Origin of the sequence: Sulfurimonas sp. ST-27, assembly GCF_048081595.1 — a bacterium.
In the GTDB taxonomy this organism is placed as follows: Bacteria; Campylobacterota; Campylobacteria; order Campylobacterales; family Sulfurimonadaceae; genus Sulfurimonas; species Sulfurimonas hydrogeniphila.
This window is the reverse complement of record NZ_CP182226.1, coordinates 639,548-665,789: the sequence shown is the minus strand read 5'-3', so window position 1 is coordinate 665,789 and position 26,242 is coordinate 639,548. Positions and strand designations below refer to the sequence as shown.

Here is a 26,242-nt window from a genome sequence, read left to right as displayed (position 1 = left end):
AATGAGCAACTTGTTAAACAATGGTGATATACAAAGTATAAATATAGAAGAAACTCTTCAAAACAGCTATCTTGATTACTCTATGAGTGTTATTGTCGGTCGTGCCCTGCCTGATGTAAGAGACGGGCTCAAACCTGTTCATAGAAGAATTCTTTATGCAATGGACAAACTCAATCTCTCATTTGGTGCAAAGTATAAAAAATCAGCACGTATCGTCGGTGATGTTATCGGTCAGTACCACCCTCACGGAGATACAGCTGTTTATGATGCACTCGTGCGAATGGCGCAGGATTTTTCCATGCGGATGGAACTTGTAGACGGACAGGGAAACTTCGGTTCGGTTGACGGTGACTCAGCTGCTGCAATGCGTTATACGGAAGCCCGTATGACAAAATATGCAGGTGAACTTTTAAAAGATTTGGAAAAGAACACTGTCAATATGATAGACAACTATGACGGTACAACAAAAGAACCGGATGTAATGCCGACACGTGTGCCGAACCTTTTAATAAACGGTTCTTCAGGGATTGCGGTCGGTATGGCAACAAACATTCCTCCCCACAACCCTACTGAAATTATGAACGGACTCAAAGCACTCCTGGAAAATCCCAATATTACACTTCCTGAAATCATGGAACATATCAAAGCGCCTGATTTTCCGACAGGCGGCATTATATTTGGGAAAAAAGGGATTATGGATGCCTATGAAACAGGGCGTGGCCGTATAAAAGTACGTGCAAAAACACATATTGAGAAAAAAGGAAACAAAGACGTCATTGTCATTGATGAGCTTCCTTATCAGGTAAACAAAGCCCGTCTTATTGAAAACGTTGCCAATTTGGTTAAAGACAAAATGATAGACGGGGTAAGCGAAATCAGAGATGAATCCGACCGGGACGGTATGCGCGTTGTCATTGAGCTCAAGCGTGACACAATCAGTGAAATTGTTTTAAATAATTTATTTAAACAAACTGCAATGCAGACAACCTTCGGTATCATAATGCTCTCCATTTTAAACCAGGAACCAAGAATTTTTGGTCTTATTGACATACTCAAGCATTTTATCAACCACCGAAAAACTATTATTATCCGTCGTACAATTTTTGATTTGGAAAAAGCAAAAGCGCGTGCACATATTTTGGAAGGTTTGAAAAAAGCAATAGATATTATTGATAAAGTCATTCGTACTATCCGTGCTTCCACAAATGAAGAAGAAGCAAAAGAAAACCTGGTAACAGAGTTCGATTTTTCAGAAATCCAAGCTGCAAGCATTGTTGCAATGCGTCTTGGTCGTCTTACAGGACTTGAAATTGAAAAAATAGAAAATGAATTGGCAGAACTTATGAAACAAATTGAGTTTCTTGAGTCAATTCTACAAAGTGAAAAAGTGCTGCACGGTATAATAGGTGATGAATTTGATGAAATTTTACAAACATATACCACAAAACGAAGAACTGACATCGAAGATGACTATGATGATATAGACATAGAAGACCTGATTCCCAATGAACCGATGGTTGTTACAATTACACACAGAGGATACATCAAGCGTGTACCGCTTGCAAGCTATGAAAAGCAAAAACGCGGAGGCAAAGGAAAAACTGCTGTCACAACCTATGAAGATGACTTTATAGAAAACTTCTTTACATGTAATACGCACGATACGCTCCTTTTTGTGACAGACAGAGGACAACTCCACTGGCTGAAAGTCTATCGTATACCTGAAGGAAGTCGTACAGCCAAAGGAAAAGCTGTTGTCAATTTACTTAATTTAATGGCGGATGAGCAAATTCAGTCTATTATTCCGACAACTGATTTCAGCGAAGAGAAATCTTTGGTTTTCTTTACAAAAAACGGAATTGTCAAACGAACAAATTTAAGCGAATTCAGCAATATCAGAAGCAACGGTGTCAGAGCAATTGTTCTTGATGAGGATGATGCGCTCATTACAGCAAAAATTGCGGACAAAAGCATTAAATACCTCTTTATTGTGACAAAACTTGCACAGTGCATCAAATTTGAAATTGAAAAAACCCGGGAACAGGGACGAAGTACACGTGGAGTAAGAGGGATTAAGTTCAAGTACGAAGGTGATGAAGTCGTCGATGCAAACATTATAGCAAGTGATGATCAGGAGATTTTGATTGTCGCTGAAAAAGGGATAGGAAAACGTACGGATGCAGGAGAATACAGACTGACAAACCGTGGCGGTTCCGGTGTCATTGCCATGAAAATGACTGCAAAAACAGGCAAACATATTGTCGGCTGCCTAATGGTAGATGAGGGCATGGATATGATGGCGCTCACAAAAGCCGGTAAAATGATACGTGTTGATATGCAGACGATCTCCAAATCAAGCAGAAACACTTCCGGGGTCTATATAGTAAAAGGGGATGAAGTTGTCAGTATTTCACGCTGTCCGAAAGAAGAAAAAAGCGAAGAGGATGAGGAAGACACACCTCCTTCTTTAGACTTGGAATAGTAATTGCTGATAATTTAAAATATAAAACCTGGAGTCATACTGACTCCTCCTTTAAGGATATTCTATGAAATACTCTCTGGTATTACTAACATTACTTAGTGTTGTATCTTTTGCAGCACAACCTGCTAAGACTGTAGTAACGGCTATTCCTACCCAAACTGCCAAAACAGTAAAGGCACCTTGCCCTGTTCACAAGATGCAACAACCTTTGCAAAGCGAAGTACTTTCAGCGAAAAGACCCCTTCTCATCAGTGTCGTCGGACAAGGTGTTGCACCTATGAATACAACATCTCCCGCACAAGCATATGCTTTGGCAAAACGTGCTGCCATTGCTGATGCTTATAGACTTATAGCTGAAAAAGTAAAAGGTGTCAGAGTAGACGGGAAAGACTTTATTAAAAACATGATGGTCAAACGCTCCAGTGTACGAACATCCGTAGATGCAATGGTAAGAAATGCAAATATAGTGGAAACAACATTCAAAGAGGGTTTATGCGAAGTAGAGATGGAAATCACACTTTCTCACTCTCAATTTGTGCAATAATACTTTTTCATTCACTTGCACTCTCTGCAAGTGAATATCTTATTTCCTACAGATATGTCGTAAAAGATGCTTTACTTTATAATCGGGGACTTGAAATATCTCATTCAATGCACAAGTGCAAAGGATTTCCTTCCAATACACTCATTCTCGAATCAGACAACAGTAAAGATTTAAAAAAAATCATTGCACACAATAATGAAAAATTCATCAACTATATACAAAAAATTGGTCTTAATGTACAACATTACGCAAGCACAATAAATTTTCAAAACACCTCAACTACGATTATTACTCTAAAAACAACATGCTTCAAAGTCGATTTTAATGATAATTTTGTTAGAATATCAGCTTTAAAATAGCCGAATAAAAACAGGACTTTTTGTGAAAATAGCCATAGTCGAAGATGATATCAATATGCGTAAATCTCTTGAAATTGCTATGGGCGATTACAAAGAGTTTAGAGTAAAAACATTTAAAAATGCCAAAGATGCACTTAAAGTACTTGATGACAGTTTTGATCTGGTCATTACCGATATCAATATGCCCGGAATGGACGGCATAGAATTTGTCAAAGAACTGGGCGGCAGATACGAAGTTATTATCATGACAGGGAATGCAACACTGAGTCGGGCTATCGAATCTATCCATCTTGGTGTCAAAGATTTTTTGCTCAAACCTTTTGATGTAGACACGCTTGTCGATGCGATTAAACGCGAGGCAGTTGTCCAAAAAGTAAAAAAATCGGCGCAAAAAAGCAAAAAAACGACGAATGATTTTTTAGGCTCGTCTGAAGCACTTACAAAAGTTTTAGGCATTGCCCAAAAGGCTTCCAAAACAGATGCAAGTATTTTGCTTTTGGGAGAAAGCGGTGTCGGCAAAGAAGTTTTTGCTTCTTATATACACAAAAACTCTCCAAGAGCAAAAAAACCCTTTATTGCTATCAATATGGCGGCAATTCCTGAGAACTTGATAGAGAGTGAGCTTTTTGGCTTTGAAAAGGGGGCATTTACCGATGCGACCGAAGCTAAAGCGGGACAGTTTGAACTGGCAAACGGAGGAACACTCTTTTTGGATGAGATAGGGGAAATGCCCTATGGTGTTCAGGCAAAGCTGCTTCGGGCCCTACAGGAAAAAGAGGTGCGCAGACTTGGCTCTGCAAAAGCCATTAAAATAGACATACGCGTCGTTTCGGCAACAAACGCAAATTTAAACGAGAAGATAAAAAAAGGAGAATTCAGAGAGGACCTGTATTACAGACTCAATACTATTCCTCTCCATATTCCACCTTTGAGAGAAAGAAAAGACGAAATATTGGAAATTGCACAAAAGATGATTGCACACAACTGTCAAAAGTATGGTTTTGATACAAAAAGCCTCTCTGCTGAGGCAGAAAGTGAGCTTTTATCATATACCTGGCCCGGAAATATTCGAGAGTTGCTTTCAGTAGTGGAGCGTTCTGTCATACTCAGTGAAACCAGTGAAATTCAAAAAGACGAACTTTTTTTAAATAACAGAAAATAGAACAGGAGAAAATTGAATGAAAAAATATAATGTAGCTGTTGTCGGTGCAAACGGTGCTGTCGGTGAAGAGATTTTAAGAGTATTGGAAGAAATTGATTTTCCTCTTAAAAAACTGGTACCGCTTGCAAGTGCAAGAAGCGTCGGCAAGCAGGTAGAGTTTAACAAGGAAAGCTTTGATATTATAGAACTGACACATGATGTCTTTGAAAAAGAAGAGGTGGATATTGCCCTCTTTAGTGCCGGAGGCAGTGTCAGCGCAGAATTTGCCCCTTCCGCAGTTGCAGCAGGTGCTGTTGTAATTGACAACACCTCTCACTTCAGAATGGATCCCAATGTTCCTCTTGTTGTCCCTGAGGTCAATCCTCAGGATATTGCGCAATGGAAAGAAACAGGTATTATTGCCAATCCAAACTGTTCCACTATCCAAATGGTACAGGCACTCAAACCTCTTGACGAAGCATATGATTTGGTTCGTGTTGATGTTGATACATACCAGGCAACCAGCGGTGCAGGAAAATCTGCCATGGAGGAACTTGTCAGTCAAATGCAGGCATTTTTTGCTTTTAAACTTGATGAAGCAGAGCACAAGGCATTCAACCATCAGATTGCACTCAATGTCATCCCTCAAATTGATGTATTTACAGACAACGGTTACACGAAAGAAGAGATGAAAATGGTGAACGAGACAACAAAAATCATGCACAAAGAAATTGCTCTGAGCGCTACCTGTGTTCGTGTTCCGACACTTCGCGGTCATGCAGAATCAATCACTATGACTTTTGATTCTAAAATAGATGCAAACGAAGCAAGAGAAATCCTAAAAAAAGCACCCAACATAGTGGTTTTGGACAATCCTGATGAAGCACTCTATCCTATGCCTGCTGCATGCATAGACAAAAATGAAACATTTGTCGGGCGTATCAGAAATGACCTCTTTTCAAACAATATGCTGCATATGTTTGTCGTTGCAGACAATTTAAGAGTAGGCGCTGCTACAAATGCAGTAAGAATTGCCCAAAAATGGATAGAGATGGAAGAAGGATCGTAAATGATTGAAAAAATCTTTGAAAGCGGACTCTGGAGTTCGCGCTTTATGGTTTTAATGGCCGTAATTTTCGGTCTGATCGGAGCTGTAGCGCTTTTTATTGTTGCAAGTTTTGATATATATGATACAGCTAAACTTGTAATAAACACCTATGTGAACCATCATCACCCGGAGCACTTTCATGAACTGGTTGTCGGCGGAATTATAGGTGCCGTGGATTTATATCTTATCGGCGTTGTTATGCTGTTGTTTTCTTTCGGATTGTATGAATTGTTTATCTCGGATATTGATGCGGCAAGAGAAGATACTACAAGAGAAAATAAAATTTTGTCTATTCACTCGCTTGATCAACTCAAAGACAAAATATCCAAAGTAATTGTGATGGTTTTGGTTGTAGGCTTCTTTAAAAAAGTGGGACTTGCAAGCTACCAGACACCGTTAGAATTACTCTATTTGGCTTTATCTATTACTGCCGTTGCTGTCGGTTTGTATTTTTTAAGTAAAGTCGGACACAATCACTAAGGAAAAAAAATGGGAATAAAAAATAAAATATTTGTAGATGCATGTTTTGGGAAAGAGACACCATACACTCCCGTATGGATGATGAGACAGGCGGGGCGTTATCTGCCCGAGTATATGGCAGTACGTGCCAAAGCAGGAGATTTTTTAAATCTTTGTCACAATCCGGAAATGGCCTGTGAGGTCACTCTTCAGCCTGTAGATATAGTTGGTGTTGATGCGGCTATACTTTTTAGCGATATCCTTGTAATTCCTGATGAAATGGGTATGGATTTGTCATTTGTCAAAGGAGAAGGCCCGAAATTTTCTGACCCGATTAAAAACGAAGAAGATATAGACAGACTCACAGGCGGGGAAGAAGCTGCGAGCAAACTTACCTATGTGTATGACACCATCAAACTCATCAAAACAAAGCTTGCCCAAGACAAAGCGCTTATTGGTTTTACAGGTTCACCGTGGACACTTGCAACATATATGATAGAAGGACAGGGAACAAAAACATACAATGTATGCAAAAAAATGATGTATTCAAACCCTGAACTTCTGCACAAAATTCTTGCAAAAGTGACTGATGTCGTAAAATTTTACATGCAAAAACAGATAGAAGCAGGCATAGATGTTGTACAGATTTTCGACTCTTGGGCTGCTGCGATTGAGCCAAACAAATATGATGAGTTTTCCTGGAAATATATGGTAGAAATTGCCGAATATCTAAAAGAAAAATATCCCCATATTCCTATTATTATGTTTCCCAAAGGCATTCCGGCATTTTTGGATAAAATATACGGAAATTTCGATGTTTTTGGTGTTGACTGGTCCACACCTATGGAACTGGCAAAAGAAAAACTCGGTGACAAATATGTTCTTCAGGGCAATATGGAACCATGCCGTCTGTACTCAAAAAAGGCAACGACTGAGGCGGTAGAAGAGATTCAAAAAACTATGCAGGGAAAACGCCATATATTCAACCTGGGTCACGGAATCCTTCCGGATGTTCCTGTTGAAAATGCAAAGCACTTCATACAAGAGTGCCACCGTGTCAGCAAAAAATAATATTATCTTCGGACCTGTCAACTCACGCCGTTTCGGTATGAGTTTGGGTGTGGATCTTTCACCATCAGCAAAACAGTGCAATTTTGACTGTCTTTACTGCGAACTGGCACCAAGCGCGACAGTAAAAGAACAGACACTTATCGTTTCAGTTGATGAAATTATTACTGAACTGCGTAAGCACCTTCATGATAAAATAGATGTCATAACACTGACTGCCAACGGAGAACCTACACTCTACCCTCATCTTGACAGACTTATAGATGCCATAAATGAGATAAAAGAAGATACTCAAACATTGATACTGACAAACAGTGCTACGCTTGTTACTGAAAAAGTTTTCAACTCCCTTTTAAAACTTGACCAGGTAAAACTTTCTCTTGATGCTGTAAGCCATGAAATATTTAAAAAGATAGACAGACCCCATCCTTCTATCAAGATAGAAAATGTTGTCCAAAAAGTCATAGATTTTTCTCAAAAATATAGAGGAAAACTTTTTATAGAGATTCTCTTTGTACATGGCTTGAATGATACAAAAGAGGAGATACAAAAACTAAATGAAGTTTTGCATAAAATAAAATGTCAGAGAGTAGATATCGGTACGATAGACAGACCTCCGGCCTACCCTGTGACAGGAATAAGCTACAAAGAGCTGCATACCATAGCCCTTATGTTTGATGCCGATTTACCCATCCATATAGCTTCACGGCTCCATGCAGAGCCAAACAATTCCTATTATACAAAAGAAGATGTACTCAATACTTTAGACAAGCGTCCTTTGACTCCGGAGGATATTGCTCTGCTTTTTGATGAAAAAAGCAGAGAGAACCTGAACAATTTGCTTACATGTAATGCTGTCATGGTTAAAAAGGTCGGAAATTTAGAATTTTATGTTCCCGCCGACAATCTGAAAAGAAAGCGTCAACCTGGCAACGGACACTAGATGGAGCATTATAAGATTTGGATTGAAGCCTTTTCCGGTTTGGGACTTTTCCTCTTCGGAATGCTTTACCTTGAAGAACAAATCAAATCTTCCGCAGGGTATGCTTTTAAGCGATTTGTCCAAAATGCAACAAAAACACATTTTAAAAGCCTGCTTACAGGAATCTTTTCAACAGCTGTATTTCAAAGCTCTTCCGTAGTGACACTTATGGCTCTTTCTCTTGTCGGAGCCCAGCTGATGAGTTTGCAAAGCAGTATAGCCATTATACTCGGAAGCAATATAGGAACAACTGTCACTGCATGGATTGTTGCTGTTATCGGCTTTAACATGGATATAAAACTGCTCTCCTATGCTGTTATAGGAATAGGAGGCATGGGACAGGTCTTAAGTTCTGACACATCCAAATGGAAAAACTATTTTGGTGTTTTGGTTGGTTTTGGTCTTATATTTTTAGGGCTTGAGGGAATGAAAGAGAGTTTTAGTGACAGTGCCCAAAACTTTGATATGACCGCATATCAGTTTTCGACACCCTATTGGTATGCTTTAATAGGACTCGCTTTAACCGCTGTCATACAATCAAGTTCAGCTTCCATAGCCATTGCACAAAGTGCGCTTTACACACATGTAATCGGTTTTGAAGCTGCGGCTGCTTTTGTAATTGGAACAAATATAGGAACAACCGTAACAGCTTTACTTGGCAGTATTGGCGGTATTGCGGATAAAAAAAGAGTGGCACTGGCCCATTTGCTTTTCAATGTCTCTACCGGAGTTATCAGTTTACTCTTTTTATATCAATTGATTAGTTTGGTAAATTTTGCATTTCCGCATACAGACGGCGTTATAAAAATTGCAATTTTTCATACCTTGTTTAACATACTGGGCGTTCTTATCTGGTATCCTTTTATATCATTTTTAACGGCATTTACACAAAAATACTTTCACCAGGCACAGGACAAAGTTACAAAATTTATATGTAATGTATCTACAGAAGTTCCACAAATTGCTATAGAAGCACTCAAAAAAGAGATAGAGCATCTTTTGAAAAAAGTTCAGGAGTTTGCCCTGCTTGCCATCAATGTGCCTCCGTCAAAAGTTCTTGACGAGCATATGGCGATAGATAAAATTTTAGATAAATACACCCACAGTTTTAATGTAGAATTTGAAAAAGTATATGAAAAAATACGTCTTTTGGAAGGTGAAATATACCGTTATGCCTCTGAACTTTCTGCTGTCAATAATGATGAAGAGTACAATGATAAGCTAAACAGACTCATAAAAGAAGTCAATTATCTTGCCACTGCCGCTAAAGTCATAAAAGATATGCTGTATGATTTGGATTATTTTTATAATGCACATACAAAGGAAGAACAGCAGTTTTACAAAAACATACGCTATCAAATACTCAAAAATATTCAGGCTTTTAACAAAGCCATCCAGGGAGATGAAGATTCCATGAAAGAGATGGATGAAATTTACAAAAGAATTGCGGATGCTTACAGAAAAAGCACTCTCATAATAAAAGATATTGCAAGAAACCATAGTATCAAATCTGATGTGACGACTATGGCAATCAATGACATGCACTCAGTAAAGAGTTTTTCAAAGTCTATGTACAATATACTGAAATTAAACGAATTATAAAATTTAAGAAACCAATCTAATTTTATTTCTTCAAATAAAAGCATACTTATAGATTCCTTTTTTTATATATACTGCGTGCAGGGGCATACTGACTGACTTTAGATCCTCTTTTTATATGAATGATTATCATAATTATTTAAATTCTTATAATATAATAAAATCTGATATATAATTATTTATAATCTCCGGTTTATTTTACTGTACTTAAATAATTAAATATTATTTAAAAAAAGATTTTCAGTCTTATTTGATAAGATTTTATACAAGCCATTTGAATCAGAAAGAATAACTTTTTATGATTATTATGTGCTCTTGACAATTAAGGAGAAGAGATGCCTAAATCAGCATTATCAATAGCTACAATTCAGTTGCCGAATTCAAGGTATGGAGAGATAAGTGTTGCTCATATTGAACAACCGTATGGTGACTTCAGCAGTCCCGTCGTTAGTATAGGAATTTCACTTGAAGGGGATGACGACCATGACTGGAAAGTACATTTGCCTTATGAAAAACTCGATGAAGTTATCAAAGCACTTGAAGAAGCCCGTGATATGAGTGATACTATGCCCCGAAATGACAAACATTATCTTGACCTGCATGCCGAAATTGGTGGTGGAGCGTAAGTACGCTTCACGGTTCAATACTCGCATATCCTGTTTCCGGTCTGATAGTTATAGTAACATTTTCATCACTGCCGTTTGCAAGTGTAAGATTACAATCAACGGTTAAAAGTGCACCATTATTACCCATTGCAGTATATGCAGCTGTTGTTGCGGCAAGACTTCCGACAAGCGGTCTGCCTAAATGATCGAAACTGATTACAGACTGATTGGCACAGCCGCCAGAAGTTGTAACTGAAGTTACCCCTTTTAAAACTACACTATTTATATCAGTGTCAGTTTGCGGATCTTTTGCAAATCTTGTGTTATTATCACTCACTATGGAAAACCTGTTGCCATTCAAAACAATTTGCCACCGGTCTTTGTACCAAGTATTACTTTGGGTAAACTTGTCATCTATGATTGCCAAATGCTGTGTATATCTGATTTGTGAAAGTAAATGAACAGCTGCTTCGGCAACCGGGTTTGTCTTTACTCTGGGGAGAATAACAGCAGCCAATATCCCAATCACAACTATTACAAATACCAGTTCCAGTAATGTAAATGCTTTTTTCATTAATACTCTCTCTTTTAGTCTGCCTGTAGATTCTATTTTTTTTATTATATCAAAATAGTTGTGTTTAAGCACAACCACATCCACTGCCGCAGCTGCCGCCATTGGACTTCTGTGTTGATTCAAGAGACCAGTCATCGGTAGATTCACAGCCAACATCGCAACTCACACCTGTGCTGCAACCAGAAACCGCGGTAGTATTCAAAGCCACTCTTATTACAAACATATCGCCTTCGGCCAGTTGTGCATCAAAAGTGTGTTTCCCGCAGAACTCTTCATTCATAAGTTCAGCTACTATATTTGCATACTTATATGCTTCTTGCTGTGTTTGAAATGTAACATTGTTTTCGTATTCACTTTTTTTAAAGCACTCACACTCTTTTTCCATTTGTACCGTATACATAAAATATTCCTTTGAATTATTAATTATCTCAGTATAGTATTTATTAGCAAAATAAGCATACTTTATAAAAAGTAATTTTTCTTTATAAATGTTTTTTTATTTTTTCGGATAATCAATAAATAGCAACTTGGCATTGTCACTATCTATATCTTTCCATTGTTTACATGTAAAAGCGATACTGACAATGCCGCAGGTTGGCAAATTTTCTGTATAACCTGCATAATGCTCTGCTAATTCATTCAGCCCCGGATTATGTCCTACCAAAAACACGGTATTGTATTTGTCGTCAATATCCATAAGTATATCTTCCAACGTACTCACGTCAGCTTCATAAATATTTTGGTCATAAACAATTTTCTTTTTATTATAGTGAACCTTCTTTGCAATACTCTCTGCCGTCATCTTCGCTCGTTTTGCAGGACTCGACAAAATAAGATCAGGCATACTCTTTTTTTTGCGAAGTCTTTCGCCCATCATTGGAGCATCATGCCTGCCTCTTTTGTTTAAAGGCCTGTCAAAATCATCCAAATCCATATTTTTCCAACTCGATTTAGCATGTCTTATTATATAAAGTGTTTTCATAATTATGATCCTTTGTTCTGTGTTATGCTAGCAGAAATTGATAAAAAACAGGCAAATACCGATGAGTCTTGAAAAAAATGCTGTGAGTAAATAAATTTGTTGGAAAGTTTGTATATAAAGGGTTATAATTGATGTGGCTCCGGATACTGGATTTGCGAAAAAATCCTCTAAAACCTCGTATATTAGGGACTTTAAGTTGTTGGCTTCGGATAAATGTATCATAGTTTCTCCCTCAAAGTGACATAATTGAAACTATAATACTTTTGAATTTATTAAATTTTTCTTAATCTCTTGTATATTCCATAATATAACTTCACGCTTTTTGTAAAAAGCTCGATAATATCACTAATTTTCTATAAGTTCTTCAATTTCATTTTCTATTTTTTGTTCAATTTCAACAGTTGTTAATACTCTACCTTCTTCACTATATTCCCATTCTGCTCTTATTTTTTTAATATCTGTCCATTTTCCTTTTCCAAAGAAAAATGGATTAAGCACATATACACCTGTTCCTTTTCTTTTGAGTATCCCTTTTTTGGTAAGTTTCGATAAAGCATTATCTAACACTCCAACACTTGTATCAAGCTTTTTTGCTATATCTTTCTTAATAGCACTTGGTAATAATATAGAGTTATCATAGGAAGTGTATTTTAAAAGTTCATTAAGCAATTTGCTACCTGTTTTTGGAATATCGTTTAATTTACATATATCTTGCAAATAAAGCTTGATAAAGCTTGGTTCTTGTTCTACTTTAACAGTTCTTTCTGTTGTTTGTTCAACTTCTCTTGTTTCACCTGTTTTTAAATCAATTTTCGCTTCTGTTCTTGTTTCTAAATATGTAATATTTTTCATAGCATACTCCTTAAGTTTTTTTTAAGTTAGATAATCTTAACAAAAAAAATGAGAAAAATCTTAAAAATGGAAATAAAAAAATAAAAAAGTCTCACTAAATTTAATGAAGAGTTATAACCTATTTGATTAGTGTTTATGCTATTTCTCACCTATTTGGTTAATAAGTCTCACCTATATGGTGAGAGTCTATAATCTATTTGGTGAGACTTGATTGAGCTATTTTTTAAAAAAATTTAAGAAAAGTTCTTCAATTTTGTCAAATTTTATAAATTTTCTTCCTTCTTTTATTTTTGGGAGGGGCAAAATTTTAAATATTAAAATATTTATGATAAGAATATTGATATATTCTTTTGATTAGCTTTTTAACGCTCTTTGAACCGCTCAAGAACGGCGAGATATTTCCCTGTTTAAGGGCATTGGATAAATATACAACAGCTCTATAACGGCTCTAATAACTGCTAAAATAAAAAACTAACGCTGAAAAGCGTTAAGGAAAAGCCCCTAAAATTCGGGCCCCTCTGGGGTTAGAGACGCTTGAAAGCGGCTCGATTATCTGTGCAATCCTCAAATTATTTCAATTTTCGGATTGATTTTAATAGTCCGGATTTTTTGAAGTATTTATAAAGATTTTTGTCTTACGGGTTTTTAATTGGATTTATCGAGGTTTTTATAAAAAAAGAAGTATTATGTAAGACAAAAACGTAAGACATTTAAATTTTGTCTTACGCCGAAAAATCGGCACTATTCCACATTCGTGTCTTACACGAATGGGCGTATAGTGCCCCCTCATTTATTATTTTTTTATAATTTTTAGATACCTTTTTTTGAACGCTTCGGCGGAGCGAAGCTTAGACGCAAACTTCGTTTGCTTTTCCCGGAAGAGAAGAAACTTCGTTTCTTCGACTTTGGTTTTAATAATTATCCCAATTGATTGACAGAGTCAATCTCATTTTCTAAAGAAAAATAATCAACACTGTTGATAACTTTTTGTTTTAGTTCTAAGTTAAAACCTTGTGCATAGATATCTATTGTCAATGAAGCTTTATCGTCTTTGCTATGTCCAACTATATCTTGAGTTACTACAAAAATTTCTGGAAAATTATTTACAGCTTTTTGCATAAATGTTCCTCTAAATCCATGAAAAGTTTTTGCTGGTTGAGCTTTGACAACTTTTTTAATTTGTCGGTTCAGTTTTTTTTGCAGAGAGTCTTCGCTTTTATCTTTATAAAGTGGAAAATCTGTTTGTAAAACCTCTTCTAAAATTTTGTAATGTATTGGAATTTTTCTTATACCGTTTATTGTTTTAGATTCTTGTAAATCAAAGTAGTAGATACCCGTTTTGTCATCTTGCTTGATTGAATCATTTGTAAGTGAATTTATCTCTCCAAGTCTCATTCCAGAATACACAGCAATTTTTATAAAAAGTTTTAAAGTTTTATCATAGTATCTATCCTCTTTTTTTGTTAAAAGTGCTTGTATCTCTTCGTCTGTAAAGTTTTTTGCTTTTTTCTTTCCTGCTTTAGTTTGTCGTTTATTGTAAAGCTTTACAGGCTCAGCTACATTTTTTAATATATACTCTCGTTCCTTTGCGAATTTTAGAAACTGTTTCGTATATATTAAGTGTTTATTGATTGTTTTCTTTGATAAATTTTTTTTACGAACTATAATTGTGTTTAAATGGAGTTTAAATGCTTCTATATCTTGCACTGTAAGCTCGTTTATATCTTTGTCTTTAAAATAGTCTATAAGCCTGTTAAAAGTGGTTGTATAATCAACTATACTACTCTCTTTAACATTACCGTCATATATAGCTTGAGATATATATTTTTCTTTGAGTTCTTCGAAAGTAAATTTCTCCGGTTTTTGAATACTGTCGGTTGCTAACATTTCTACTTGATTTTTTACTGTTTTATAGTGTTGAAGCTGTTGCTGTATCTGCAATCTTGCGGCATTCTCAAGAGCAATTCTTAGTTCCTCTTCTGTATTATATTCGAATACAAGTTTAAAATCTTTTGTAGTCAGCTCAAACAACTCCTCTCCTTTTAATAAGTCTAAAACTTTTTTCCTCTTTATAGCTTCATTTAAGTTTTTAGTTCTAAGTGAAATTCTAAATAATTTTTGGTTAATACGACGACGATAGTAGTAGATTTCATTAACACGATAGAGTCTTAGAAATTTAGTATCATAGATTTTTCTTGAAGTATCACAGTTTGATTTTTTCTGGCTTTCGGAGGTTGAAAATCTCTTGAAAGTCCCTAAATTAAGGTGTTCTTGAAGTCTGGCTCCGGATACTGGATTCGAACCAGTGACCAAGTGATTAACAGTCACCTACTCTACCGCTGAGCTAATCCGGAATGTAAAAAAGTTCTCTTTAAAATGGTGTCAGAGGGGGGACTTGAACCCCCGACCCCCGGCTTATGAGACCAGTGCTCTAACCAGCTGAGCTACCCTGACATCGTTTAAGAGGGTGGAATTATACATATATTAAACTTTATTTTTACTAAAACAGGCTTTTAATTGAGTAATTTGGACACATACAGCAACTTGTCAAAGAACTTTACATGTAAGAATAAGGTAAGCTTAGTCAATATGACTAAAGGTATTGACATTTTTACTTTTTTCTTGTAATATTCTTCTCATAAATTAATCATATTTGTAAGGAGATATAATGAATTTTACACCTTTAGGAAAAAGAGTATTGGTTAAACGTGTTGAAGAGGCTAATACTACGAGTTCAGGTATTATTATCCCTGATAATGCAAAAGAGAAGCCTTCTCGCGGGGAAATTGTAGCAGTAAGTTCAGAGGTGAGTGAGCTAAAAAAAGGTGATGAAGTTATTTTTGGTAAATACTCCGGAAATGAGGTTACACTTGATGGTGATTTATATATAGTAATAGATGTTGATGATATTTTCGGAATCATTGGTTAAGTAAAAAAAATTAAAAAATATAAGGAGTTTAACAAATGGCAAAAGAGATAATATTTTCAGATAACGCAAGAAACAAACTGGCACGCGGAGTTGAAAAACTCACAGATGCGGTAAAAGTGACAATGGGACCTCGCGGTCGTAATGTTTTGATACAAAAAAGCTATGGTGCGCCTAGTATCACAAAAGACGGTGTATCTGTTGCCCGTGAAATTGAGCTACAGGACAACCTGGAAAACATGGGAGCACAACTTGTAAAAGAAGTTGCTTCAAACACTGCGGATGAAGCCGGAGACGGAACAACAACGGCAACAGTGCTTGCAAATGCGATTTTCAGCGAAGGGCTTAGAAACATCACGGCAGGTGCAAACCCTGTTGAAGTAAAACGCGGAATGGACAAAGCATGTGATTCAATTTTGGAGCACTTAAAAGCAGCTTCTAAATCTATTAAAGACAAAAATGAAATTGCACAGGTTGCAACTATTTCTGCAAACTCCGATGCAAAAATAGGAAACATGATAGCAGAAGCTATGGAAAAAGTCGGTCAGGACGGTGTAATTACTGTTGAAGAGGCAAAAGGTATCGTAGATGAGCTTGATGTTGTTGAAGGTATGCAGTTTGACCGTGGATATTTAAGCCCGTATTTCATTACAAATACTGAAAAAATGACAGCAGAAATCGAAAATCCGTATATCTTACTGGTTGACAGTAAAATTGCATCGCTTAAAGATCTGCTGCCGGTTTTAGAACAGGTACAAAAGACAAACCGTCCTTTACTTATCATTGCTGAAGATGTAGAGGGTGAAGCACTTTCAACTCTTGTTGTGAACAAACTTCGCGGTGTACTCAACATTTCCGCTGTAAAAGCACCAGGCTTTGGAGACAGAAGAAAAGCAATGCTGCAAGATATTGCAACATTGACAGGCGGTACTGTAATTTCTGAGGAAACAGGCTATACATTGGAGGGTGCAGAAATTTCTATGCTTGGACAGGCATCACGTGTTGTCATAGACAAAGACAATACAGTCATCGTTGACGGTGCAGGAAGTGAAGAAGCTGTCAAAGCCCGTATATCTGAAATAAAAACACAGATTGAAGCAACTTCCAGCGAGTATGATAAAGAAAAACTGCAAGAACGTCTTGCAAAACTCAGCGGTGGTGTAGCCGTCATCAAAGTCGGTGCTGCAACTGAGACTGAAATGAAAGAGAAAAAAGACCGTGTTGATGATGCGCTTTCGGCTACAAAAGCAGCTGTTGAAGAAGGTATAGTCATCGGTGGTGGAGCGGCACTGGTTCATGCTGCTGCAAAAGTAAATATTGATAACCTTGAAGGCGATCAAAAAATCGGTGCTGAAATCATATTACGTGCCGTGAAAGCTCCTATAAAACAGATCGCACAAAATGCAGGATTTGACACCGGTGTTGTTGTCAATGCAATTCAAAATGCAGAAAATGAAAATATTGGTTTCAATGCGGCAACAGGTGAATATGTAGATATGTTTGAAGCGGGTATTATCGATCCGTTTAAAGTTGAACGTGTTGCGCTTACAAATGCGACTTCCGTTTCAAGCCTGCTCCTTACTACAGAAGCGGCAATTTTTGAAATTCCAAAAGAAGAAGCTCCTGCAGCAGATATGGGAGGAGGAATGCCTCCGCAAATGGGAATGCCGGGAATGATGTAAGAAGCAGTGAGTAAAAAAACTGTCTCCTTGGTTCTTGGAAGCGGTGGTGCCCGTGGTCTAGCCCACATTGGCATCATCAGATACCTCGAAGAAAACGATTACGAAATAAAATCTGTTTCAGGATGTTCTATCGGTGCACTCGTCGGTGGATTTTATGCAGCCGGAGTGCTGCATATTTATGAAGAGTGGCTCCAGCAGATAGATACTCTTGAAATGCTAAAACTGCTTGACTTTAAAGGTTCAGGCGGTCTTGTATCAGGACAGAAACTGATGCAAAAGCTTGAAAACCTTGTCGGTGACTGCCTCATCGAATCTTTAGATATAAAATTTACAGCTGTCTGTACAGATATAGAAGCTGAGAAAGAAGTATGGATTAACAGTGGTTCTTTATTAAGTGCCATTAGAGCGTCCATCTCTCTGCCTCTTTTTTTCACTCCTTTTATCACACCATCAGGAAAAAAACTTGTTGACGGCGGGGTACTCAATCCGGTACCTATTGCGCCGACATTTCATGATGATACAGACCTTACTATTTCGGTAAACCTGGGTGCTGAAGCTGCTCCTGATATGCCAATAAAAAAACGTAAAAAAACTGACACTCCAATACGGCAAAAACTGCAACACTATCTGAAGACTCTCTCATTACCCGATACATTTGTCAAAGAAGACAATATGTACAGCATTGCAAACAAATCTTTTGAAACACTCCAGGGAGCACTCGCCCGTATGAAACTTGCAGCTTATCCTTCTGATATAGAAATAGATATACCCAGAAACCTGTGCAACACTTTTGACTTCGACAAAGCAGAAGAATTGATTGCCTATGGTTACAATTTATGCAAAAAAAGAGCTGATTTATAATTTATTGTCTTATAATGACTACACTTATACATAACGAAAGGAAAACAGATGAGTAATAAAATTTTCATAATAACAGTCTTTATAGGAAATATTGCATTTGGTGGTGTTTTACCAAAAATAGATCTGCAGGGAACCATTCACACAAAAAGCACAAACAGTTTTAGAGCAAAAGTCAGCAAAAAACTTTTTGAACATGGTCTTGACAAAAAAATCGCAAAAGCAAATGTTGACAATGTACTTCTTCATGATGATGCTCTTAATGAGTTGATGACACAAAACATTCTCAAAAACATCCCTTTGCTCAAAGATGAAGATATATTAAACTTTATCACACACTCTGCCTTACGAAAAAAAACAGTCGATTTGAGTTCCTATGCCACACTGGTTTCCTTGGTGCAAAAACACGCAGCCGCTTTTATGGATAAAGAATTAATCTCACAGATAGAACAGACAAGCATTGAAAATGAAAAATTAAAATCGATGAAGGTTTTTGTTTAGATGAAGATTGAAAACCCGTTTGAGTCTGGGCATATAAAAAACTATATTTTACTTTATGCAAGTGTTGTCGTAATAATGATTTTATTTTTCTTCGCTTCAACACTCTTTCAAGAAGATGCAAAAAAAATAGAAAAAAAGAGTTTTAATACAAAAGCACCTGAATTAAAAAAGCCACAGGCTGCAAACAAAAAAACATCTGTAAAAGAAAAAAAGTTTAAACTACTGCAGACAAATTACTAAAGGGCACCTCTGAATGTAAAACTACTCTTTCGTAACTATATACAACTGTTCGTGTCCCAGTTTCTTTAAAATATCCATCACATTTACAAAGTCCTGAAACTTGGACTCTTTGTCACTTCGAAGCACTACCGTCTGGTCTTTGGAAACAGCAGAAAGTTTTTGTTGTAACTCTTTGAGGTTTACTTTCTCTTTGTCAAAAAATATCTCACTTTTTGCATTCACATAAACCGTCACCTCTTTTTTTGTATCTTCTTTTTCTGTTGCTTTTGCTTCTGGCAAATTCACGGGAATAACGCCCTGCTTTATAAAAGTAGCTGTTGTCAGCACCATGACAAGCAGAACAAGCATAATATCTATAAAAGGAATGACATTGATCTGGTCAAACTTTTTAAACTGTTTTTTACACTTCATGGGCCACATCAAACTTTGTTAAAATTCTTTCAACTTTACGAAGAAGAATTGTATAGGCTACAATAGCCGGCATAGCCACAACAAGTCCCATCGCCGTAGCTTTGAGTGCAAGAGCGAGTCCTATCATGATTTTTTTTGCATCTACTGCACCCAAATCACCCAAAGTATAAAAAGTGATCATAATACCGATGACTGTTCCAAGCAGACCCACATAGGGTGCATTTGTTCCTATTGCACTGATGACATTGATATTGTCCGTTAAGTCAAGTTCTAAATTGTCTCTGTGTTTATAATCTTCTATACGTACACTCTTGTAAAACATCATTCTCTCAATAAAAAGCCACAAAGTGACAATACTCATAAGAATCAAGGTTCCCATAACACCATAATCAAGGGCCTGTTCTGCATATGTCATTATATCATTTGTTATTTGCATTCATATTCCTGTTTAAATTTTAATTCTACTGTTGTTCCAATATTTTTTGATGACTGCAACAGTAATTCTATATTGTTTCTTTCGCAAAATCTTTTGACAAGATTTAATCCTATGCCAAAACCCTGCATATTTTTATTTGACTGGTAATAGTTGTCAAAAATACGAACAAGTTCAACCTCATCCATCCCTATTCCGTAATCTTTTATTTTTATACTGTTGTTTTTTACCTCAATATCTATATTTCTTGAAGTGCCTGAGTATTTTACCCCATTATCAATAATATTGTCAATTACTTTTCCCAAACCTTTTTGATCGCTCAATACAGGCATTTTTTCCAACACAAGATTAAATTTCATTTGAGGATATATTTTTTTTACAAAGCCAACTCTCTGTTTGACTAACTCATCAACAAAAAACTCCTCTTTTATCTTTTGATTTGTTTGCATCTTAATCAGATAATCCAATTCATTATAACGCTCTTTAAGCATCATACAGGCTGTATTTATACGTCCAATGCGTTTGAGTATTTTCTCATCATGGCAATTTTTACCTAAAAGCTGTGTCGTTGTTGTAATGGTGCTGATAGGCAGATTAAGCTCATGGAGGGTCTCTTTTGAAAGGTTTTGCAACTCTTGAACATACTCAGCCAAGGGATCAACTGCAAGTTTGGATATAAATACTCCTGAAAGTATAACAATACAAAGAACAATAAAAGCAAACATATAAAGATTCTCTACATGTAATACGTTGAGAAAGTAGTATCCGAGCAGTAAAAAACCTGCTACAGTAAAAAAGTAATAAATAAAGATAATTATTCGAAGATTACGAAACAAGTTTGTATCCGATGCCGCGAATATTTTCTATGCACATAGTAGGCAGTAATTGTTTGAGTCTGTTTATATAGACGCGTATAGCGCCATCACTTCCTCCTCCGTCAGCCGTTGTCCACAACTCTTCATATATCAGCTCTTTTGGTACAGGAGAGTTGACATGATTCATCAGCAATGCTAAAAGTTCATACTCTTTTTTTGAAAGTTCCAAAACCGTTTTATTATAATAAATACATTTATGCAGCTTGTCATGACACAGTTCACCTATACATTCCGCTTCTTTTATCTTGGTTCTTTTTATAAGCGCCTGTATGCGAAATAAAAGTTCTGCATTGTCAAAAGGTTTTGTTAAAAAGTCATCACAACCGCTTACAAAACCACGATGAAGCATCTCTTTTTCTTTATGCGAAGTGAGAAAAATGGCAGGTGTTTCATCCTGGGCAGAGCGTAAATCACCGAGCAGAGAAATACCGTCTATAAGAGGCACATTGATATCCAAAAGATAAATATCAAACTTTGTATCATAGGTGGCATCAAGAGCATCCTGCCCGTTTGGATAATGAAGCACTTCATACCCCTCTTCCTCGAGTAAGTCCACCAGGGTCTCCCCAAAAAGAAGGTCATCTTCAAGCAGCAGTATTTTAATCGACACTCTCTATAGCCCATCCTATCGTTTCACCCGCATACATAGGCACAACTCCTGCATAGTTCTGGGGAACTACAAAGGGTCTTTTTTCAAGCGTCACTTCTTTAAACTCAGGACAGATTCCGTAAATATTTTGTGCATTGTCACTGACAAATGCCTGTAAATTATCCAACTTGTCAAACTGGTCAAATATTTCTGTCAGAAGCTGTAGTGAAATCGGTGCGGTAAAAATACCCGCCGCACAGCCACAGGACTCTTTTTTATGCTGAGGATGCGGCGCAGAATCAGATCCAAACATTACTTTTGGATGCGCTTCAAGCGCTACACTTAAAAGTGCATCCAAATCTTCCGGTCTTTTGGCAATCGGTTTGCAAAAAAGGTGCGGCCGCATCAATCCGCCGATGACATCATCCAGCGTTAACAGCAGGTGATGTACAGTAATCGTCGCATACAAATTCGGATATTTGTCCAGCATGGCAACCGCTTCTTTGGTTGTAATATGCTCCATTATAATTTTCAAATCAGGAAAATTCTGTGCCAAAAGTTCATAAATACTCATAAACTCCGCTTCTCTGTCCATCACAAAACCATCCGTCTCACCGTGCACGCATAAAGGAATACCCAAACTGCTCATCGTCTCCAAAGTAGTACACATCTCTTCTATATCAAAAGAGCTGACACCGCCCTCTGAATTTGTAGTAATTCCCGCAGGATAGAGTTTAATCGCTGTTATTTCATCTACTATACTTTCTAAAAAAGCTTTATCATAATTTTTATAAAACAGTGTCATGTAGGGTTCAAAATAATCATTTGGCACAGCCGCCATAATCCGCTCTCTGTACGCCAAAAGATCTTCTCTTGTCTCAACAGGAGGCACAAGATTGGGCATCACTATGGCCCCGCTGTAACTGTATGCCGTCAAGGGCGCTACATTTTCAAGCATTACACCGTCACGAAGGTGCAGGTGCATATCCAGAGGCATCAAAAGTGTATGGGTTTTCATAAAAATTTCCTTAAGTTTATCAATGAAAACATTATAACAAATTCGTTGTTAAATGCCCCATAAATATATATCGGCAAACCAAAGAAGCATACCTATAGGTGCTAAAAACCTATATAAATGACTGAGCTTGACAAAAGGTTTTCCTTCTATAAAAACACCTACCTGGACAGCAGAAACCATGAGTGAAGCGAGAATAAGAAAAAGATAAGCGGCAAGTAAAACTGTGTACCATGTTTTATGGGTAAAACCATACACAAGCAAAGCCACGATAGCAATAAAAACAAGAGTGTTTTGAATATTCATATTGAGATTGGATTTTTCTTCTTTTTTGTAAACGCGGGCAATTTTAAAGTAAAGAAAAGCAAGAAAAAGCATTGTATAGTAAAGCATTGGCAAAACTCCGTATTTTTTACAGGAATTCTACCTAATTAAGATTAACTAATCTTTATTATACATATAAATTATAAACTTTCTTTTGCCTGGGCTATTAAATCATTGATTGCATTTTCATAGCGTTTGGCTTCCTCTTTGTCTGTTGATTCAAATCGCGTCACTAAAACCGGTGTTGTGTTACTCGCCCGTACAAGCCCCCAGCCTTTTTCAAAGTTGATGCGTACACCGTCCACGTCTATCATATCTTTTATAACAGGAAAATCGGCAGGCGGATTTTTAAGCAGTTCTTTTACTTTTTCTATGATTTTAAATTTCTGTGCTTCTGTTGTTTCTACTTTAATTTCTTCAGTAGAATAGACTTGCGGGAGTTTGGCAAGTTCTGCATCTAAATCTATCCCCTCATGTACCAGTTCCAGCATTCTGAGTGTTGCATAAATCGCATCATCATAGCCGAAATAACGGTTTTTAAAAAAGACATGCCCGCTCACCTCACATGCCAAATCAGCATTGATTTCTTTCATTTTCACTTTGAGGTTTGAATGTCCTGTTTTATACATCACAGCCTTGGCACCACGACGCTCCAACTCATCATACATCACCTGTGAGCATTTCACTTCTCCTACAACGGTCGGCTTGTCCATCTTCATGGCATATAAAAGTGCCATCATATCGCCTTTGATGTTGTTCTTATGTGTAAGCACCGCTATACGGTCTGCATCCCCGTCATACGCAAAAGCAATATCACCCTCTTTTTCAAGCAGGGCTTTGACATCTTTGAGATTTTCCTCTACCGAAGGATCAGGATGATGGTTTGGAAAAGTTCCGTCAGGCTCTACATATATTCCCTTTACATGTAATGCGAGTTTTTCAAAGATTTCAGGCAGCACAACACCTGCCACACCATTGCCGCAATCATAAACAATCTTTGTTTGCAACCCTTTAAGGTGTTGAAATTCATTGACCATAAAATCTATATAACGCTCTTTCGCCTTGATTTTACTCACATCTCTTGGTACTTTTGGCGGCATTTGCATCGTCTCGCACTCACGCCCAAGCGCATAAATATCTTCCCCAAAAAAAGGCGCTTTGTCTACCGTAATCTTAAAACCGTTGTATTCACTCGGATTATGCGAACCTGTTATCATAACAGAAGCCGAAGGCACAATGCCATCCCACTCCTGATAATTTGTGAAGTAGTTTACCGGTGTCGGAACAAGTCCCATGTCAAGCACTTTTTTCCCGCCTGCATTGAGCCCTGCCACCAGATACTCAAAAAGAATCGGCGAGTGGCTTCTGGCATCATAACCCACTGCCACATATTCGCCCTCTATTTTAGATGCAAGCCCATAGCCTATTTTTGTCACACTCTCTTCGTTTAACTCTTTTTCATATATTCCGCGTATGTCATATTCTCTGTAAATGCTCAATTGTCCAGCCTTGTAAAATTATTACAGAGATTCTACATAAATATTTATTAAATATTACTTTTTGTGTTTATACTTTTATGTCAAGCTTTTGAAAATCTGCCTTTTCAAACATCTTTTTAAGCATACGTTCGCCTTCTTCTTTTGACAACTCAGCTATTGATTTTTTACCGTCATAGCCTACATTCTGCAAAAAATTTTGAAAGTCTTGAAAATTGGAAACTATTTTATTGATTGTTTCATCTACACCGTTTGGCTTTTTGTTTACATGTAAGGCTATCTCTTTCATATTTTGCGCTATCTCTTTTTTAATTGCTTTGACATCATCAGCAGAGAGTTTTTTTGTGTATAAATTTTTAATTGCACTGTTTGAAGATATGTCCATAAATATTGCCTTCTCAATGATTTTTTTCGGAATCGGTACTTTAGTGCCGACTGGTTGTTATAGAACTTTATGTATTACTATCGGTTTTATGCACAAAATCTTAACTTCTACAAAGAATTTATTTAAATTTACATATTTTCTTGGTAATTTAAAAAAAAGCTGATATACTGTTGCCAAGTGAAAGATGAGGCGTGAATTCATCTTTAGTGTGTTTTTTGATCTATGTGTTAAAACCTCCTAAAGACTCTCCCAATTTTTTGACAAAATAAATATACAAGGCTAGACAATGGCAGAATTACAAGACGGTAAAGTTAAATGGTTTAACGACGAAAAAGGTTATGGTTTCATAGAACAAGACAATGGTGGAAAAGATGTATTCGTACATTTCCGTCAAGTGAACAACAACGGTGGTGGACGTGTTTCACTTGAAGAAGGTCAAAGAGTAACTTTCGAAGTTGGTGAAGGTCAAAAAGGCCCACAGGCTGAGAACGTAACTCCACTTTAGTCTCTCTTTAAACCCCTATTTTAAGGGGTTTAAGAACTTTCAAAAACAATATAAGACAACAATAAGACAACATCTCCCCAAACTTTCAACTATATTTACAAAAATACACACTCTTTTAAAGTAGCTATTAAATAATATAAAGAGCAGCACTCTTAATTACAATGATTGATTAATTTTATATATGTAAGTAAATTATGCGGCATCTTCAAAAGCTAAGAAATTTGCTACTTCTAAAATTGGGAAAATATATCTTGCTTTTTGGGAGTTTCCTATTCTTCTATATCTAATAGGTAAGGTATTATTTGTTATAAGTGTATCCAAAGAAGTGAGGGAAATTTCTAATACTTCAGCTACTTCTTTTCTTGTTAATTGCATCTTATTATATTTTTTGTATAATAAGTTCATATATTGTTCAGTATTAGTCATATGCCCTCCTTCTTTAAATTTTTTCTTTTCCGTTGTTTAGTTTTTTATGCATTTTCGATTGTGCTGCTTAATAGTGCAAATTCATACAGTTCTTCTTTTTTCCAATCTTCCAAACAAAAATCTATATCTTTTAAATACTTTACGACATCTTCAATATGATCAAATCCATATTTATAAGGGATTTCTTCACCTTTACTATCAAACATTTCTGTATTGATTTGTGTTAAGTCTCCATTAATTCCATAACTATACCCTCCATCTTCATAATTACTAAAAGTAATGAAAATAAATTTCTCTATATTTAAATCATATGCAATCTGTATAGCACCATAAACTGAAGACTCTAATTCATATGTTTCTAATCCTTCAAACCATAATTGTTTTCTTTTTAATTTTTGGTCTATGCTGTAATCTGACTTTATAAGATCCTTCAAATCATTATAAGCTTTCAAGGCTTCCTTATATAATGTAGTTATTTTGATATCATAATCTTTATTACCTCTACCGTTATCAATCACAACATATACAGAGGCTCTTTTATTGTTTATATTTGTAATAGCACAAAGAGAAGCTCCATACAGTTCATCATCATAAGCAAAATATTTTTTTTCACTTACTTCAAAAAACTTTTCTTCAAATTCAAATGAAGAATATTTATTTTTAATGCCTAAATAAGCTAACGTATTTAATTTTTCTTTACTATACATATCTATTTCCTCGTATGAATTATTTCAAAACCTACTCTAAAAAAAGTAGATAGTTTTCTTGAATGCTTTAACAACTTATTTGTTCAAGCTAAATCTCAACCACTGAATAACTAT

Annotated in this window: 31 protein-coding genes and 2 tRNA genes; 16 read left to right on the top strand and 17 right to left on the bottom strand. The window is 36.4% G+C overall.

Going from position 1 to position 26,242, the window contains the following annotated elements; translation table 11 throughout:
* The first annotated feature begins 1 nt into the window (after position 1).
* From gyrA to ACM66U_RS03525, 10 genes are all read left to right on the top strand, one after another.
* A complete protein-coding gene (gene gyrA / locus ACM66U_RS03570; protein WP_418641152.1) occupies positions 2-2,482 on the top strand; it encodes a DNA gyrase subunit A in 2,481 nt (826 codons plus the stop codon).
* Positions 2,483-2,546: 64 nt separating this feature from the next.
* Positions 2,547-3,026, top strand: coding sequence for an LPP20 family lipoprotein (locus ACM66U_RS03565; RefSeq protein WP_418641151.1), 480 nt, complete (start codon positions 2,547-2,549; stop codon positions 3,024-3,026).
* Positions 2,975-3,385 carry a hypothetical protein gene (locus ACM66U_RS03560; RefSeq protein WP_418641150.1) on the top strand — a complete coding sequence of 137 codons (411 nt, stop codon included), beginning with the start codon at positions 2,975-2,977 and terminating at the stop codon, positions 3,383-3,385. The genes ACM66U_RS03565 and ACM66U_RS03560 overlap by 52 nt, the downstream gene beginning before the upstream one ends.
* Before the next feature lie 22 nt (positions 3,386-3,407).
* The gene (locus ACM66U_RS03555) at positions 3,408-4,547 is read left to right on the top strand and encodes a sigma-54-dependent transcriptional regulator (protein ID WP_418641149.1); all 1,140 of its coding nucleotides are present in this window, start codon (positions 3,408-3,410) and stop codon (positions 4,545-4,547) included.
* 16 nt (positions 4,548-4,563) lie between these two features.
* Entirely contained in the window at positions 4,564-5,595 is a 1,032-nt protein-coding gene (locus ACM66U_RS03550; RefSeq protein ID WP_346389532.1) for an aspartate-semialdehyde dehydrogenase, read from the top strand.
* The gene (locus ACM66U_RS03545) at positions 5,596-6,114 is read left to right on the top strand and encodes a YqhA family protein (protein WP_346389531.1); all 519 of its coding nucleotides are present in this window, start codon (positions 5,596-5,598) and stop codon (positions 6,112-6,114) included. It begins immediately after the preceding gene.
* Positions 6,115-6,123: 9 nt separating this feature from the next.
* Positions 6,124-7,164, top strand: coding sequence for a uroporphyrinogen decarboxylase (gene hemE / locus ACM66U_RS03540; protein ID WP_418641148.1), 1,041 nt, complete (start codon positions 6,124-6,126; stop codon positions 7,162-7,164).
* Positions 7,148-8,104, top strand: a complete 957-nt coding sequence (locus ACM66U_RS03535; RefSeq protein ID WP_418641147.1) for a radical SAM protein — start codon at positions 7,148-7,150, stop codon at positions 8,102-8,104. Before hemE ends, ACM66U_RS03535 begins: the two co-directional genes overlap by 17 nt.
* Positions 8,105-9,745 carry a Na/Pi cotransporter family protein gene (locus ACM66U_RS03530; RefSeq protein ID WP_418641146.1) on the top strand — a complete coding sequence of 547 codons (1,641 nt, stop codon included), beginning with the start codon at positions 8,105-8,107 and terminating at the stop codon, positions 9,743-9,745.
* Between the two features lie 332 nt (positions 9,746-10,077).
* Positions 10,078-10,368 (top strand): hypothetical protein, encoded by a 291-nt coding sequence (locus ACM66U_RS03525; protein ID WP_151900825.1) that lies wholly within the window; start codon positions 10,078-10,080, stop codon positions 10,366-10,368.
* A 7-nt stretch (positions 10,369-10,375) separates the two neighbouring features.
* Here the strand turns inward: ACM66U_RS03525 and ACM66U_RS03520 are convergent, their stop codons facing one another.
* The 7 genes from ACM66U_RS03520 to ACM66U_RS03490 all read right to left on the bottom strand — a co-directional run bounded on the left by ACM66U_RS03520 (position 10,376) and on the right by ACM66U_RS03490 (position 15,209).
* Positions 10,376-11,023 carry a type II secretion system protein gene (locus ACM66U_RS03520; RefSeq protein WP_418641145.1) on the bottom strand — a complete coding sequence of 216 codons (648 nt, stop codon included), beginning with the start codon at positions 11,021-11,023 and terminating at the stop codon, positions 10,376-10,378.
* Positions 10,986-11,321: a hypothetical protein gene (locus tag ACM66U_RS03515; RefSeq protein ID WP_346389526.1), complete on the bottom strand. Its 336-nt coding sequence runs from the start codon at positions 11,319-11,321 to the stop codon at positions 10,986-10,988. The genes ACM66U_RS03520 and ACM66U_RS03515 overlap by 38 nt, the downstream gene beginning before the upstream one ends.
* A 96-nt stretch (positions 11,322-11,417) precedes the next feature.
* The gene (locus ACM66U_RS03510; protein WP_418641144.1) at positions 11,418-11,903 is read right to left on the bottom strand and encodes a SixA phosphatase family protein; all 486 of its coding nucleotides are present in this window, start codon (positions 11,901-11,903) and stop codon (positions 11,418-11,420) included.
* A gap of 345 nt (positions 11,904-12,248) precedes the next feature.
* The gene (locus tag ACM66U_RS03505) at positions 12,249-12,755 is read right to left on the bottom strand and encodes a replication/maintenance protein RepL (RefSeq protein WP_418641143.1); all 507 of its coding nucleotides are present in this window, start codon (positions 12,753-12,755) and stop codon (positions 12,249-12,251) included.
* A gap of 918 nt (positions 12,756-13,673) precedes the next feature.
* Positions 13,674-15,068 carry a tyrosine-type recombinase/integrase gene (locus tag ACM66U_RS03500; RefSeq protein ID WP_418641142.1) on the bottom strand — a complete coding sequence of 465 codons (1,395 nt, stop codon included), beginning with the start codon at positions 15,066-15,068 and terminating at the stop codon, positions 13,674-13,676.
* Positions 15,035-15,109, bottom strand: a tRNA-Asn gene (locus ACM66U_RS03495). Before ACM66U_RS03495 ends, ACM66U_RS03500 begins: the two co-directional genes overlap by 34 nt.
* Positions 15,110-15,132: 23 nt before the next feature.
* Positions 15,133-15,209, bottom strand: a tRNA-Met gene (locus tag ACM66U_RS03490).
* A gap of 214 nt (positions 15,210-15,423) precedes the next feature.
* Here ACM66U_RS03490 and groES point away from each other — a divergent pair.
* From groES to ACM66U_RS03465, 5 genes are read left to right on the top strand one after another with little or no spacing between them, the layout of a single operon-like run.
* Complete coding sequence (gene groES, locus ACM66U_RS03485) at positions 15,424-15,684, top strand: co-chaperone GroES (protein WP_151900829.1); 261 nt, start codon at positions 15,424-15,426, stop codon at positions 15,682-15,684.
* A gap of 35 nt (positions 15,685-15,719) precedes the next feature.
* The gene (groL, locus tag ACM66U_RS03480) at positions 15,720-17,363 is read left to right on the top strand and encodes a chaperonin GroEL (RefSeq protein ID WP_151900830.1); all 1,644 of its coding nucleotides are present in this window, start codon (positions 15,720-15,722) and stop codon (positions 17,361-17,363) included.
* Positions 17,364-17,369: 6 nt separating this feature from the next.
* On the top strand, positions 17,370-18,224 hold the full coding sequence (locus ACM66U_RS03475; protein ID WP_346389524.1) for a patatin-like phospholipase family protein: 855 nt from the start codon (positions 17,370-17,372) through the stop codon (positions 18,222-18,224).
* A 48-nt stretch (positions 18,225-18,272) separates the two neighbouring features.
* Positions 18,273-18,722: a hypothetical protein gene (locus ACM66U_RS03470; RefSeq protein WP_418641141.1), complete on the top strand. Its 450-nt coding sequence runs from the start codon at positions 18,273-18,275 to the stop codon at positions 18,720-18,722.
* Positions 18,723-18,962: a hypothetical protein gene (locus ACM66U_RS03465; protein ID WP_418641140.1), complete on the top strand. Its 240-nt coding sequence runs from the start codon at positions 18,723-18,725 to the stop codon at positions 18,960-18,962.
* A gap of 21 nt (positions 18,963-18,983) precedes the next feature.
* On the opposite strand, the gene exbD is transcribed toward ACM66U_RS03465, so the two are convergent.
* The 8 genes from exbD to ACM66U_RS03425 all read right to left on the bottom strand — a co-directional run bounded on the left by exbD (position 18,984) and on the right by ACM66U_RS03425 (position 24,490).
* A complete protein-coding gene (gene exbD / locus ACM66U_RS03460; protein ID WP_151900834.1) occupies positions 18,984-19,373 on the bottom strand; it encodes a TonB system transport protein ExbD in 390 nt (129 codons plus the stop codon).
* Entirely contained in the window at positions 19,363-19,809 is a 447-nt protein-coding gene (gene exbB, locus ACM66U_RS03455; RefSeq protein WP_188109973.1) for a TonB-system energizer ExbB, read from the bottom strand. The genes exbD and exbB overlap by 11 nt, the downstream gene beginning before the upstream one ends.
* Positions 19,800-20,531, bottom strand: coding sequence for a sensor histidine kinase (locus ACM66U_RS03450; protein WP_230973251.1), 732 nt, complete (start codon positions 20,529-20,531; stop codon positions 19,800-19,802). Before ACM66U_RS03450 ends, exbB begins: the two co-directional genes overlap by 10 nt.
* 100 nt (positions 20,532-20,631) lie before the next feature.
* Positions 20,632-21,291, bottom strand: a complete 660-nt coding sequence (locus ACM66U_RS03445; protein ID WP_151900836.1) for a response regulator transcription factor — start codon at positions 21,289-21,291, stop codon at positions 20,632-20,634.
* Positions 21,281-22,288 carry a dihydroorotase gene (gene pyrC / locus ACM66U_RS03440; RefSeq protein ID WP_418641139.1) on the bottom strand — a complete coding sequence of 336 codons (1,008 nt, stop codon included), beginning with the start codon at positions 22,286-22,288 and terminating at the stop codon, positions 21,281-21,283. The genes ACM66U_RS03445 and pyrC overlap by 11 nt, the downstream gene beginning before the upstream one ends.
* A 48-nt stretch (positions 22,289-22,336) precedes the next feature.
* Positions 22,337-22,678 carry a hypothetical protein gene (locus tag ACM66U_RS03435; RefSeq protein ID WP_151900838.1) on the bottom strand — a complete coding sequence of 114 codons (342 nt, stop codon included), beginning with the start codon at positions 22,676-22,678 and terminating at the stop codon, positions 22,337-22,339.
* Between the two features lie 71 nt (positions 22,679-22,749).
* On the bottom strand, positions 22,750-24,108 hold the full coding sequence (locus ACM66U_RS03430; RefSeq protein WP_418641138.1) for a phosphomannomutase/phosphoglucomutase: 1,359 nt from the start codon (positions 24,106-24,108) through the stop codon (positions 22,750-22,752).
* 67 nt (positions 24,109-24,175) lie between these two features.
* Positions 24,176-24,490 (bottom strand): hypothetical protein, encoded by a 315-nt coding sequence (locus ACM66U_RS03425; RefSeq protein ID WP_346389520.1) that lies wholly within the window; start codon positions 24,488-24,490, stop codon positions 24,176-24,178.
* 286 nt (positions 24,491-24,776) lie between these two features.
* On the opposite strand from ACM66U_RS03425, the gene ACM66U_RS03420 reads away from it, so the two are divergent.
* On the top strand, positions 24,777-24,995 hold the full coding sequence (locus ACM66U_RS03420; RefSeq protein WP_151900841.1) for a cold-shock protein: 219 nt from the start codon (positions 24,777-24,779) through the stop codon (positions 24,993-24,995).
* Between the two features lie 192 nt (positions 24,996-25,187).
* Here ACM66U_RS03420 and ACM66U_RS03415 read toward each other — a convergent pair whose 3' ends face one another.
* Both ACM66U_RS03415 and ACM66U_RS03410 read right to left on the bottom strand, forming a co-directional pair.
* Positions 25,188-25,421: a pyocin activator PrtN family protein gene (locus ACM66U_RS03415; RefSeq protein WP_418641137.1), complete on the bottom strand. Its 234-nt coding sequence runs from the start codon at positions 25,419-25,421 to the stop codon at positions 25,188-25,190.
* Positions 25,422-25,465: 44 nt separating this feature from the next.
* On the bottom strand, positions 25,466-26,128 hold the full coding sequence (locus ACM66U_RS03410) for a hypothetical protein (RefSeq protein ID WP_418641136.1): 663 nt from the start codon (positions 26,126-26,128) through the stop codon (positions 25,466-25,468).
* Between the last annotated feature and the right edge of the window lie 114 nt (positions 26,129-26,242).

Bases quoted from the DNA above. Each gene is read 5' to 3' on its own strand.
- ACM66U_RS03550 (WP_346389532.1), top strand. From the start codon at position 4,564: ATGAAAAAATATAATGTAGCTGTTGTCGGTGCAAACGGTGCTGTCGGT.
- ACM66U_RS03425 (WP_346389520.1), bottom strand. From the start codon at position 24,490: ATGGACATATCTTCAAACAGTGCAATTAAAAATTTATACACAAAAAAA.
- ACM66U_RS03465 (WP_418641140.1), top strand. From the start codon at position 18,723: ATGAAGATTGAAAACCCGTTTGAGTCTGGGCATATAAAAAACTATATT.
- ACM66U_RS03505 (WP_418641143.1), bottom strand. From the start codon at position 12,755: ATGAAAAATATTACATATTTAGAAACAAGAACAGAAGCGAAAATTGAT.
- ACM66U_RS03450 (WP_230973251.1), bottom strand. From the start codon at position 20,531: ATGTTTGCTTTTATTGTTCTTTGTATTGTTATACTTTCAGGAGTATTT.
- ACM66U_RS03530 (WP_418641146.1), top strand. From the start codon at position 8,105: ATGGAGCATTATAAGATTTGGATTGAAGCCTTTTCCGGTTTGGGACTT.
- ACM66U_RS03435 (WP_151900838.1), bottom strand. From the start codon at position 22,678: ATGCTTTACTATACAATGCTTTTTCTTGCTTTTCTTTACTTTAAAATT.
- exbB (WP_188109973.1), bottom strand. From the start codon at position 19,809: ATGCAAATAACAAATGATATAATGACATATGCAGAACAGGCCCTTGAT.
- ACM66U_RS03525 (WP_151900825.1), top strand. From the start codon at position 10,078: ATGCCTAAATCAGCATTATCAATAGCTACAATTCAGTTGCCGAATTCA.
- gyrA (WP_418641152.1), top strand. From the start codon at position 2: ATGAGCAACTTGTTAAACAATGGTGATATACAAAGTATAAATATAGAA.
- ACM66U_RS03510 (WP_418641144.1), bottom strand. From the start codon at position 11,903: ATGAAAACACTTTATATAATAAGACATGCTAAATCGAGTTGGAAAAAT.
- ACM66U_RS03565 (WP_418641151.1), top strand. From the start codon at position 2,547: ATGAAATACTCTCTGGTATTACTAACATTACTTAGTGTTGTATCTTTT.
- ACM66U_RS03415 (WP_418641137.1), bottom strand. From the start codon at position 25,421: ATGACTAATACTGAACAATATATGAACTTATTATACAAAAAATATAAT.
- ACM66U_RS03520 (WP_418641145.1), bottom strand. From the start codon at position 11,023: ATGGCGGCAGCTGCGGCAGTGGATGTGGTTGTGCTTAAACACAACTAT.
- groL (WP_151900830.1), top strand. From the start codon at position 15,720: ATGGCAAAAGAGATAATATTTTCAGATAACGCAAGAAACAAACTGGCA.
- pyrC (WP_418641139.1), bottom strand. From the start codon at position 22,288: ATGAAAACCCATACACTTTTGATGCCTCTGGATATGCACCTGCACCTT.
- ACM66U_RS03560 (WP_418641150.1), top strand. From the start codon at position 2,975: ATGCGAAGTAGAGATGGAAATCACACTTTCTCACTCTCAATTTGTGCA.
- ACM66U_RS03545 (WP_346389531.1), top strand. From the start codon at position 5,596: ATGATTGAAAAAATCTTTGAAAGCGGACTCTGGAGTTCGCGCTTTATG.
- hemE (WP_418641148.1), top strand. From the start codon at position 6,124: ATGGGAATAAAAAATAAAATATTTGTAGATGCATGTTTTGGGAAAGAG.
- exbD (WP_151900834.1), bottom strand. From the start codon at position 19,373: ATGAAGTGTAAAAAACAGTTTAAAAAGTTTGACCAGATCAATGTCATT.
- ACM66U_RS03410 (WP_418641136.1), bottom strand. From the start codon at position 26,128: ATGTATAGTAAAGAAAAATTAAATACGTTAGCTTATTTAGGCATTAAA.
- ACM66U_RS03515 (WP_346389526.1), bottom strand. From the start codon at position 11,321: ATGTATACGGTACAAATGGAAAAAGAGTGTGAGTGCTTTAAAAAAAGT.
- groES (WP_151900829.1), top strand. From the start codon at position 15,424: ATGAATTTTACACCTTTAGGAAAAAGAGTATTGGTTAAACGTGTTGAA.
- ACM66U_RS03420 (WP_151900841.1), top strand. From the start codon at position 24,777: ATGGCAGAATTACAAGACGGTAAAGTTAAATGGTTTAACGACGAAAAA.
- ACM66U_RS03470 (WP_418641141.1), top strand. From the start codon at position 18,273: ATGAGTAATAAAATTTTCATAATAACAGTCTTTATAGGAAATATTGCA.